8 protein-coding genes are annotated in these 11,061 nt (G+C 47.7%); 7 read left to right on the forward strand and 1 reads right to left on the reverse strand.

From position 1 onward, the window contains the following. Together hydA and ACSQ8O_RS18850 are read left to right on the forward strand one after the other, a co-directional pair. Window positions 1-1,443 carry a dihydropyrimidinase gene (gene hydA / locus ACSQ8O_RS18845; RefSeq protein WP_436242859.1) on the forward strand — a complete coding sequence of 481 codons (1,443 nt, stop codon included), beginning with the start codon at window positions 1-3 and terminating at the stop codon, window positions 1,441-1,443. Next, complete coding sequence (locus tag ACSQ8O_RS18850) at window positions 1,436-1,651, forward strand: hypothetical protein (RefSeq protein WP_056625238.1); 216 nt, start codon at window positions 1,436-1,438, stop codon at window positions 1,649-1,651. The genes hydA and ACSQ8O_RS18850 overlap by 8 nt, the downstream gene beginning before the upstream one ends. On the opposite strand, the gene ACSQ8O_RS18855 is transcribed toward ACSQ8O_RS18850, so the two are convergent. Further along, a complete protein-coding gene (locus tag ACSQ8O_RS18855; RefSeq protein ID WP_436242860.1) occupies window positions 1,648-3,255 on the reverse strand; it encodes a PucR family transcriptional regulator in 1,608 nt (535 codons plus the stop codon). The genes ACSQ8O_RS18850 and ACSQ8O_RS18855 overlap by 4 nt on opposite strands. A 123-nt stretch (window positions 3,256-3,378) precedes the next feature. Here ACSQ8O_RS18855 and ACSQ8O_RS18860 point away from each other — a divergent pair, with 123 nt between their 5' ends. From ACSQ8O_RS18860 to ACSQ8O_RS18880, 5 genes are all read left to right on the forward strand, one after another. Next, window positions 3,379-4,821 (forward strand): CoA-acylating methylmalonate-semialdehyde dehydrogenase, encoded by a 1,443-nt coding sequence (locus ACSQ8O_RS18860; RefSeq protein WP_436242861.1) that lies wholly within the window; start codon window positions 3,379-3,381, stop codon window positions 4,819-4,821. 389 nt (window positions 4,822-5,210) lie between these two features. Next, window positions 5,211-6,974, forward strand: coding sequence for an ABC transporter ATP-binding protein (locus ACSQ8O_RS18865; RefSeq protein WP_436242862.1), 1,764 nt, complete (start codon window positions 5,211-5,213; stop codon window positions 6,972-6,974). After that, the gene (locus tag ACSQ8O_RS18870; RefSeq protein WP_436242863.1) at window positions 6,971-8,770 is read left to right on the forward strand and encodes an ABC transporter ATP-binding protein; all 1,800 of its coding nucleotides are present in this window, start codon (window positions 6,971-6,973) and stop codon (window positions 8,768-8,770) included. Before ACSQ8O_RS18865 ends, ACSQ8O_RS18870 begins: the two co-directional genes overlap by 4 nt. Before the next feature lie 489 nt (window positions 8,771-9,259). Next, on the forward strand, window positions 9,260-10,054 hold the full coding sequence (locus ACSQ8O_RS18875; protein ID WP_436242864.1) for a lipid II flippase Amj family protein: 795 nt from the start codon (window positions 9,260-9,262) through the stop codon (window positions 10,052-10,054). Between the two features lie 86 nt (window positions 10,055-10,140). Beyond that, window positions 10,141-11,019, forward strand: a complete 879-nt coding sequence (locus ACSQ8O_RS18880; RefSeq protein WP_056625258.1) for a radical SAM/SPASM domain-containing protein — start codon at window positions 10,141-10,143, stop codon at window positions 11,017-11,019. Window positions 11,020-11,061 lie beyond the last annotated feature (42 nt).

Here is an 11,061-nt window from a genome sequence, read left to right on the forward strand (position 1 = left end):
ATGGCCAAACTGATTAAGAATGGAACCATTGTCACTGCAACGGATCACTATAAGGGGGATATTCTCATCGAAGATGGGATTATTACTGGAATCGGTTTGAACCTTACACTCGAAGGCGCCGAAATTGTAGATGCCACAGGAAAATATGTTTTTCCTGGCGGTATTGATCCGCATACCCATCTGGATATGCCATTTGGCGGGACGGTCACCGCTGATGATTTCGAGACTGGCACGATAGCTGCTGCATTTGGTGGAACGACGACGGTGATTGATTTTTGTTTGACGAATAAGGGGAAACCGCTTAGTCAGTCTGTTCAGACGTGGCACCAGAAAGCGGAAGGCAAAGCCGTCATTGACTATAGCTTCCATCTGATGATTGCGGAAATCAATGATGAGGTGCTGGCCGAGCTGCCGAGCATGATTCATGACGAAGGGATCACATCTCTAAAGGTTTTCATGGCGTATAAGAATGTCTTTCAAGCGGATGACGGCACACTGTATAGGACTTTGCTTGAGGCGAAAAAGCATGGAGCACTCGTGATGGTACATGCAGAGAATGGCGATGTGATAGAGTATTTAATCAAAGAAGCGCTCGAAGCGGGGCAGACGGACCCCATTTATCATGCGCTGACACGGCCATCCTTGATAGAAGGTGAAGCGACAGGGCGCGCTGCCAAGCTCACAGCATTAGCTAATTCGCAGCTCTATGTGGTGCATGTGACGTGTGAAGAGGCTGTGCAGCAAATTACGGAGGCACGCAATCGCGGTGTCGATATCTGGGGAGAAACGTGTCCGCAGTATTTGATGCTCGATCAAACATATTTGGAAAAGCCAGATTTCGAAGGGGCGAAATATGTGTGGTCCCCGCCACTTCGGCCGAAGTATCACCAAGACGTGCTGTGGAATGCGTTGAAAACGGGCCAGCTACAGACGCTGGGCTCGGATCAGTGTTCGTTTAATTTTAACGGTCAAAAAGATTTAGGGCTCGGGGACTTCAGTAAAATTCCCAACGGCGGGCCATGTATCGAGGATCGTTTCTCTATTCTCTTCTCTGAAGGGGTAGGGAAAGGACGAATTACACTGAATCAGTTCGTGGATATTGTGTCGACGAGAAGCGCAAAGCTGTTTGGCTTGTTTCCGAAAAAAGGGACGATTGCGGTTGGCGGGGACGCGGATATTGTAATTTTTGATCCGAATGCGAAGCGAACGATTTCTGCCGAAACCCACCATATGAATGTGGATTATAATCCGTTCGAAGGTATTGAAGTTACAGGTGAGCCCGTGACGGTGTTGTCTCGCGGAGCCTATGTCATTCTAGAAAAACAATTCGTAGGTGAAGCCGGAAATGGTCAATTCATCAAGAGGGGAACGTATGTTTCGTCAACCTCACAGGTGAGTCGGCCGAAGAAGGAAACGGTCCAAGGAGGTGCTCCTCATGTCTGAATTTGAGCTTTTTCAATCGGAAAAGCAAAAACTTGACGGCTATGTCGCGCAGAAATTCAAAATTGTCGGCGTGCTCGAGGATCTAGAAGGGGCATGGCTGGATCTCGAGCACCCCGGCGGTGAAACGGCGAGGCTTCATTTGACGACGGCCAACGCCAGGAAGTACTACGTCAATGTGCTATTGTCACAGGGCAAATCCAAGGCTTAGTGGATGGGCCCGTTCAGATATTCATAACCATGCAAGGCGAGCTCTAGTGCGATTCGCTTCTGCGGCTGCATGAAATCGTCTCCGAGGATTGCAGCAATTTTGTCCAACCGATGGTATAACGTTTGGCGAACAATGAAGAGCTCCTTCGCTGTTTCCTGTTTGGAGCCGGATAGCGCTAGATAAACGCGGAGAGTTTTCAATAGCTGGCCATTTTTATCAAGATCATAGGCGATAATCCCGCTGAGATACCTGTCAATAAAGGAAGTAAGTTCGCCAGTTTGCTTCATAAGCAGGATCACTTTGTAGACGTGAAGTTCGTGATAGAAAGGCTTCGGGAGAACGCCGATATCTTTCTGGATCTCTAACGTTTGTAAGGCAGTTTCATAACTGACTTGAATTTGGAGCGGATCGCTAATTGTTTGGCCAATCCCCATTAGCGTCGGAAATAGCTGTGTTTCTTGCGTTTTATGAAAGCGCTGGATCGTTCGTAAGATTCGTTCATGACTAGCACCAGAGGGAATTTGATCTAAAAGAATGAAGACGATCCGGTGCTCATACACCGTAGGAAGTAAATAAAAGCCTTCTCTTTCAAACAGGGAGCGAGCGATCATTTGTTTCTGAATAAGGAGTGTTTCTTGCTCTCTGGAACCATTGCTTCCTGCGGCTTTATCGAAAACACATAGGATGATTGGACCTAGTTTCATGGGAGGCTTGACGGACATGAGATAGTCACGAATATCCTGAAGCGAGTGTTTGCCGCCTAACCAATCGGTTACCCATAGATCCTGTTTGTAGCGGGTTTTCTCTTCGATATAAGTGGTGCGCATCATTTCTTGGGCTATTGCGGTCGCACATCGATCCAAAGCAAGGATTTGGAACTCGCTCAGTTCTTGTTCGGCACATAAAAGCAGGTCTGCGAACAAATGTTCTAGTGCGAGGATGGGGCGATGGGCAAGCTTGTTTTTGACATCGGAAAGGAGAAACATTTCGCCGTAAATCCATTTCTCATAGAAAGCTGCACCATCAGCTTTGGGAAGTGAAGGAACGAAAACAGCCTCATTCGTGTCGAAAGGGAAAAAGGCGATCTGCGCTTGCGTCGTCTCGTGCAACAGCTTGAGAAGTGGCTGCAAGCCTTTACCTGACAAAAGTAGCTGATTTAGCTTGGTGGAGAGGGATTCTAGATCAGATACCATTTTGTGATGCTGGTGAATGAAATGCGTATGTAAATCCTGTGTAATGTCAATGTAACGGACTTCCTCATGGAAAAAAATAAGCGGAAAATTCGCTTGAAGAGCAAGCATCTTCATGCTCTCAAGCGGCTGCTTCGTATAAGTCCCTAGCTCAATACACAGTCCGGAAGCACCACTGTCGATCAATTGCTGCAGAAATGAAAGGCTCGTTTCTTCGTTGTCCTGCCAACCGATCCCCGTGCTAAGAATAAGTTCGTTTCCATTCAAAAGGTGACCCACTTGCGTTACTTCCATGATGTGAACCCAGCGAACTTTACGAGCCAGTGCTTCTTCAGTAGCAATCGCTTCGGCCTTATGAAAGAGCGGGCGCTGCAAAATATCGTGCACGGTTACTTGCAGTAGGGTCTGTACCAAGCGAAATCACCACTTTCATGTAAGGAAAGTTGACGTAATTGCGAAAGTAAGGGAATGAACCCTATTATACAATGTGTCCATTGACTTGTGGAGAAAATTTATTACCCCAGGAGATGAACGGCGATGACGGACCTGCAAAATTTTATTAATGGCGTTTGGGTAGACGCAACAAGTGGTGAAATGAGTGATGTCATCAATCCGGCAACAGGTGGTGTGATTGCACGTGTGCCGATTTCAAATGCTAGGGATGTAGAGCAAGCTGTGTTTGCTGCCCAAGATGCGTTTGAATCATGGAGTAGAACACCCGTTCCGAAACGTGCGCGCGTTTTGTTTCATTATTGGCAGTTGCTTCAAGCACACGAGCATGAACTTGCTGAATTGATTACCAGTGAGAACGGAAAGAGCTACAAAGAGGCACTAGGTGAAGTGCTGCGCGGCATTGAGTGTGTAGAATTTGCAGCTGGTGCACCGTCCCACATGATGGGGACTACACTTGCTAATATTTCTGCGGAAATGGATTCCGAGTTATTTCGGGTACCCTTAGGTGTAGTTGGAGGTATCACACCTTTTAACTTTCCGATGATGGTGCCCTGCTGGATGTTTCCGCTCGCGATTGCTCTTGGGAATACCTTCGTGTTGAAACCTTCCGAACGCACACCGTTGACTGCCATGAAATTAGCCGCATTATTGCAAGAAGCTGGACTTCCTGATGGTGTGCTGAATGTCGTGCATGGTGCCCATGACGTGGTCAATGCGCTGACAACGTCACCTTCCGTCAGAGCTGTATCCTTTGTAGGCTCGCAGCCTGTGGCTAAGTATGTGTATGAACGTGCATCCGCTGCTGGTAAAAGGGTGCAAGCCCTAGCAGGCGCCAAAAACTATCACATCGTCATGCCCGATGCCCATCTGGAGAAAACAATCGAGAATATTGTTATGTCCTCGTTCGGTTCAGCGGGGGAACGCTGTATGGCTTGTTCCGCTGTCGTTGTTGTAGGTGATGGGGAAGCTTTTGTTGGCGGGTTGAAGGAAGCTGCTGCTCAGTTGGTGCTTGGCAGTGGGATGGAGGAGCAGGTCACACTGACTCCGATTATCCGAGATGAGCAGCGTACAAGAATCGCGAGCTACATCGAGAAAGGGATCACGGAAGGTGCTGATCTGCTGATCGATGGAAGAATGGTGGAGGCGTGTGCGGGGGAAGGCTTTTTTCTCGGAGCCACGATATTCGATCATGTCAAGCCTGAAATGACGATTGCGAAAGAGGAAATATTTGGGCCAGTCTTGTCATTATTCCGTGCAACGGATTTGACAAGCGCTTTGGCGTTAGTGAATCAATCCCGCTTCGGGAACTCAGCGGTTATTTACACGGAGAATGCGAAGGCTGTGCGCCAATTCCGCGAGGAGGTAGAGGCGGGGATGCTAGGCGTCAACGTTGGGGTGCCGGCGCCGATGGCCTTCTTCCCCTTCTCAGGCTGGAAGGATTCATTCTATGGCGATTTGCATGCCAATGGGAAAGACGGTGTTGAATTTTATACGAAAAAGAAGATGATTACATCGCGGTATTTTTGAGTTTGGAAGACTGATGAACGTGAGGTGGAGCCTCAGGTTTTTCAGTGAGTGTAGGCGCAGTTCCGAGTCTGAAAACCAGACCAGCTTGATTTCGATGCCTGTAGTGATGAAAAACATCATTATTGACTCAAAATGAACCAAAAGCAGCTGCGTGTAAGCTCAATAGTGATGAAAAACATCATTATTGACTCAAAAATGGTCAAAAGCAGCTGCGTGTAAGCTGAATAGTGATGAAAAATACCACTATAGCTCAAAAGCCAAACTCCAGTGGATACCACGCCGCCTAAAAGGCGGTTTTTTTCATTTTAGCCAAACAGTCCGTTGTCGAGAAGGAGTCAATTTAGTATGATGGAGTGTACGTCGAGAGGAATACGGAGGACTCCATTACAATGAAGAAAAACCGAAAAAACAGCAACTCCATGGGACAATACCGTGAGCTGCTTGGCCGTTATTTGTTCCCTCAGAAGGGGACACTAATCGGACTAACACTCCTGTTGTTCACATCTATTGGGCTGCAGTTGATTAATCCGCAAATTATCCGCTATTTTATTGATACCGCACAGTCGCAAGGGGCGATGCAGCCACTATTTACTGCGGCTCTTCTGTTTATTGGATTTGCATTAGTGCAGCAGCTTGTATCGGTGATAGCGACTTACTTTAGTGAAAATGTCGGTTGGAAAACGACTAATAAGCTTCGTGTAGATTTAGCCTCGCACTGCTTATCGCTGGATATGTCTTTCCATAAAAGTCATACGTCAGGCTCGCTGATCGAACGCGTGGATGGGGATGTGAATGCGCTTGCGAATTTCTTTTCCAGCATGATCATCCATTTATTTGGAAATGTACTGCTTATGGCGGGTATTCTCGTTCTTTTATTCCGGGAAAATTGGTTAATTGGTGCGGGAATGGCTGTTTTTGTCGTTTGCGCGATCTACATGATTGGGTGGATTCGTCAGTTTGCTGTACCTGTGTGGGCGGGGTGGCGGCAAGCAAATGCTGAGTTTTATGGTTTTATCGGGGAGCATTTGGAGGGGACAGAGGATATTCGCGCTAACGGCGCGGTACGCTTCGTAATGAATCGTTTCTATACGATGCTCCGAAAAATGCTGCCCCTACGCGTCAAAGCGTTCCTCGGTTTCTGTGCAATGTGGAACATGTCAATTTTCGTGTTCGCGTTAGGAAATGCGATGGCGTTCGGGATCAGCGCCTATTTATGGCATGGCAATCATATTTCCTTGGGAACCGTATATTTAATTTTCTTCTACACGGAATTACTCGCTAAGCCGATCGAGAAGATTCGGACGCAAATGGAAGATTTGCAAAAAGCAGACGCAAGTATTTCCCGAATTCGTGAGCTATTCGCGATTAAATCGAAGATTCAAGATGGTCCTGGGGCTGGGCTTCCGGATGGACCGCTTGGGGTTGATTTCAAGGATGTCGTATTCAGTTATGATGACGATCAGCCGACGATTGATCACCTGACGATGACATTGAAGCCAGGCGAAGTGCTTGGTTTGCTTGGTCGAACAGGGAGCGGGAAGTCTACGATTGCGAGGTTATTATTACGATTTTATGATCCGCAAAGTGGTGTGATTGCACTCAGTGGTACCGACATTCGTGCGTGTAAACTAGCCGAGCTACGGAAGCGTGTTGCGCTAGTGACACAAAATATTGAAATCATCCAAGGGACAATTCGTGATAACTTAACCTTTTATGATGCGTCGATTCCGGATGAACAGATTGTTGCAGTACTTCATGAACTTGGCTTAGGTGCTTGGTATGAAGCGATGCCAGATGGCTTGGATACGGGGCTTGCATCAGGGGGAAGCAGCTTATCTGCTGGAGAGGCACAACTGTTGGCATTTGCACGCGTATTCCTGACGAATCCGGGACTGGTTATTATGGATGAAGCTTCATCGCGTCTGGATCCTCTGACTGAACAACGGATGGAGAAAGCCGTTTCCAAATTGTTAACGGAGCGCTCCTGTATTATGATTGCCCATCGACTTGCCACCGTGCAGCGTGCAGATCACATCGTAATTTTGGATGGGGGGCGTGTGCTGGAATCAGGACGTAGAGAGGTTCTAGCTGCAGACCCGAATTCCCGCTTCAGTCAATTGCTCGCGACAGGGTTAGAGGAGGTGTTGGCATGACAACGTTTCAGTATTTAAAAGGTCTAATCATGTATAAACCTTTCCGGTATTTCATTAATGCTCTCGCTTGGACCATCATTTATTTGGCTCCAATTGCGCCGGGTCTTATTACAAAAGCTTTTTTCGATACGTTGACGGGGAATGCCACATTAAAGTTTGGCGTGTGGGGCTTGATCGCACTGTTGATCGGGGCAGCATTGGGACGAATCCTATTGATCATCATTGGATTCATTACGGATGTGCATTTCCGCTTTCGTATGGGGATGCTGCTTCGCCGCAATTTGCTAGAACATGTTCTCAAGCAACCAGGTGCACAAGCGATTCCTGTATCTCCAGGGGAAGCGATCAGTCACTTTCGCGACGACGTGGATCAATCCGAGGAAGCGGCGAGCTGGTCGGTTGATGTGTTTGGGATGACGTGTTTTGCTCTCGTGTCAGGTTACATATTGATTCGTATTGATGCGCAAATGACACTTCTCGTGTTTATGCCAATCGTTATTGTCATCACTGCGGCACAACTTGCAACTGTTCGTTTGCAGAAATATCGCGCAGCTAGTAGAGAATCTACCTCGAAAGTAACGGGGGAGATTAGCGAAATGTTCGGCAATGTGCAAGCTATTCAAGTAGCTGGCGCTGAGAAGAGAGTCATGGAGCGGTTTAGCAGCTTCGGTGATCAGCGTCGCAAAGCGATGCTGAAAGATCGCCTGATGAGTGAATTACTCGACTCCGTTTTCTCGAATTCGGTTAATCTGGGGACAGGACTATTGCTTCTCTTAGCGGGGACGAAAATGAGAGCAGGGACGTTCACCGTCGGAGACCTCGCATTGTTCGTTTACTATTTGACCTTCGTGACGCAGTTTATTACGAATGTCGGGAAGTTTATCACGTACTTTAAGCAAATGAGTGTTTCGCTGGAGCGATTGACCTTCTTGTTGCAAGGCGCGTCGGCGAAGGTACTGACGATGGTGAAGCCGTTGTATTTGAAGAAGGAGCGGGTAGCTAAGGTTGATTCTTCCATTGTGAAGGTAGAGCAAGAGCAAGAGAATGACAGCGTCGTTGCGCCTCCGCTGCAGCGCTTGGAAGTGAATGGGCTCAGTTACACTTACCCGGATACGGGTAGAGGTATCATTGACATTCACTTCGCCATGCAAAGAGGATCGTTCACCGTCATCACGGGAACGATCGGATCTGGTAAAACCACGCTGGTTCGTTCCCTGCTTGGGCTGCTGCCCAAGGAGAAAGGAACGATTGCGTGGAATGGTGTGCCCGTCGAGGATCCGGGCACTTTCTTTACACCGCCGCAGAGCGCATACACCGCGCAGGTGCCGCGGTTATACAGCGATACGCTGCGCAATAATATTTTGCTCGGGCAAGCGGAGCAAGGCGACAGCTTGCAGCAGGCTTTGAACGCGGCGGTGCTCGAGTTCGACGTCGCGCAGCTGCCTGGCGGGCTGGACACGGTCATCGGCCCGCGTGGTGTAAAGCTCTCTGGCGGCCAAGCGCAGCGGACGGCCGCAGCCCGAATGCTCGTGCGGGACGCCGAGCTGTACGTCTTCGACGACCTGTCGAGCGCGCTCGACGTCGAGACGGAGCAAAAGCTCTGGGAGCGAATGTTCCAGCGCCGCAGCGATGCTACGTGTCTGGTCGTCTCGCACCGCAAAACCGCGTTGACGCGTGCCGATCACATCATCGTGATGAAAGATGGCCGTATCGAAGCAGAAGGCACGTCGGAGGAACTGCTACTACACAGCTCCACGTTCCGAGAGCTGTGGTACGGGGACGACCGCAAGGCTTAGCCCGAGCCGTAATTCTTGCGCCTTTCGTGATTACCAATGAAGGTAATCCGAGCTGCGTCACGAATAGTAAAATAGTCTGCCGTAACAACTTCAACATAAACATCAACACTTGAGCCCTTAAACAAATTAAATCAATTAACTGTAAAAACTACAGCTAATCTTCACGATTTCGTACCAAAATTCAGTTTAACTGGATTTCCTGTAGTTAATTTCTACGAAATTCGATGAAAACGTTGAAATCCGTGAAATTAGCTACATATTTTCCATTTAAAGTGTTCAGTTTGGTGAAATCGGCGAAATTAACTACATGTTTTCCATCTATTTCTGGCCGAACCACCCAATCGGATGGGGGAACATCCCTCACCACAACCACCAAGAAACCCACCCGATGCTATTAACAGGAGGTGGGTTTTCGTTTTGGTTCCCGTTTTGCTTTTGGTTTTCGCTCGCTCATGCACCTATCACTCTAGTAAAGGATGAACCCTTCGCATGATCAACACGCTCATTTTGGTTTTTGTATTGACGATGATCATTCACACAGCTGAGACACTGTCTTACTCGATTCGTTATGCAGGTGTGCGGGTGAACAAACTCGCGGTAGCACTTTCACTTGTCGGTATCGTCGTACTAGTATCGCGCACAGCGAACCTGATTCAGGCGCCGATGACGGCGAATTTTGTGGATTTTGCCAAGCATGAGCCCACGTTCGATTTGGTGCGATATTTACGCATTTCTCTGTTGGCTTCATCTATCGGGACGATTATCGCGATCGCGCTATTTCCTACTTTTATCAACTTAAGCGCTAGAGTCATTGCTCGTCTCGAACTTGCTGGATCTCTGCCGAAGATGCTCACGAATGTGACCATTTCACAACTGAAGAACACGACCAAATATATCAAAAAGCCTAAAGTAAAGCTAAGTCAGTTCCGTTATCTCGGTATTTCCAAACGATTTCTATTCATCAATATTGTCGTGACAGCTTTCTACTCCGTAGGGGTTCTAGCCTCTTTATATGCAGCTCATTTATGGCCAGATTATGCGACTACAGCCTCACAAGCGTCGGGTCTGATCAACGGAATTGCGACTATTTTGCTCACCATCTTCATCGATCCCCAGTTGGGTCTCATCACCGATAAGGCCTTGCATGACGAAGATCAACGTAAGCAGTTAGGCAAAATCTACGCTTTACTCATGACAACACGCTTCTTAGGAACGTTGTTAGCGCAAATTTTCCTCGTTCCGTCAGCGTACTTTATTGGTTGGATGGTCCAGTTGTTTTTCTAAAAAAGTGTGAAATCCTTTCATTCAGCCGCGTCGCTTGGTATAATAGCCTCTATCATAGTAGCGCAAACAAGAAACGGAGTCCGACCATGAAGAAGTTCAAGAAGTTTTACATTGAAATTACGAGCGTATGCAATTTGGCTTGCACGTTCTGTCCACAGACGAAGCGTCAAGCGAATTTCATCAAAATAGATACATTTACGAATATCCTTGATCAAATTAAGCCGCATACGGATCATATTTATTTGCATGTGAAGGGTGAGCCGCTGCTCCATCCCAAAATCGACGAATTACTCGACCTGAGCCACGAAAAAGGCTTCAAAGTAAATATCACAACGAACGGGACGCTCATTAACAAAAATAGGCACAAGCTGCTCGATAAACCGGCCCTTCGTCAAATGAATTTTTCCCTGCACAGCTTTGACGGTCATGAAGGCTCCGAGGATAAGGAAGGCTATGTGACGAGCATCCTGCGTTTTGCCAAGGAAATCGTCGCGAAATCAAATGTCATTATTTCCTTCCGATTATGGAATTTGGATACCGATAATCAGACCAATTTGGAACGGAATCGGAACCGTGAAGTGCTGGAATTGCTAGAGAAAGAGTTCGAGCTCGATTACAAAATCGATGAGAAATTCGTCCGCGGAACTGGTGTAAAGCTTGCTGATCGTGTCTATCTGAATCAGGATCACGAGTTCCAGTGGCCAGATTTGAAAGCAGAGGAGATCTCAGGTCCTGGTTTCTGCCATGCCCTGCGTAATCAAGCTGGTATTCTCGTTGACGGAACCGTCATTCCTTGTTGTCTCGATGGGGAAGGGGTTATCAATTTGGGGAATATCAACCACACGCCTTTCTCTGAAATCGTCGAGGGGGAGCGGGCCAATCGCTTGTTTGAAGGCTTTTCTAGACGCGAAGTGGTTGAGGAACTTTGCCGCAAGTGCGGATATCGCGAACGTTTTAGTATGTAAAAGGAATCTCATTCCGGAGAGAAGCTTGCTCTGGTGTGAGCT

It is taken from the genome of Paenibacillus sp. LjRoot56 (genome assembly GCF_964253335.1).
In the GTDB taxonomy this organism is placed as follows: Bacteria; Bacillota; Bacilli; order Paenibacillales; family NBRC-103111; genus Paenibacillus_E; species Paenibacillus_E allorhizoplanae.

Coding starts and splice junctions, on each gene's coding strand:
- ACSQ8O_RS18875 (WP_436242864.1), top strand. CDS start 9,260: ATGATCAACACGCTCATTTTGGTTTTTGTATTGACGATGATCATTCAC.
- ACSQ8O_RS18880 (WP_056625258.1), top strand. CDS start 10,141: ATGAAGAAGTTCAAGAAGTTTTACATTGAAATTACGAGCGTATGCAAT.
- ACSQ8O_RS18865 (WP_436242862.1), top strand. CDS start 5,211: ATGAAGAAAAACCGAAAAAACAGCAACTCCATGGGACAATACCGTGAG.
- ACSQ8O_RS18870 (WP_436242863.1), top strand. CDS start 6,971: ATGACAACGTTTCAGTATTTAAAAGGTCTAATCATGTATAAACCTTTC.
- hydA (WP_436242859.1), top strand. CDS start 1: ATGGCCAAACTGATTAAGAATGGAACCATTGTCACTGCAACGGATCAC.
- ACSQ8O_RS18860 (WP_436242861.1), top strand. CDS start 3,379: ATGACGGACCTGCAAAATTTTATTAATGGCGTTTGGGTAGACGCAACA.
- ACSQ8O_RS18850 (WP_056625238.1), top strand. CDS start 1,436: ATGTCTGAATTTGAGCTTTTTCAATCGGAAAAGCAAAAACTTGACGGC.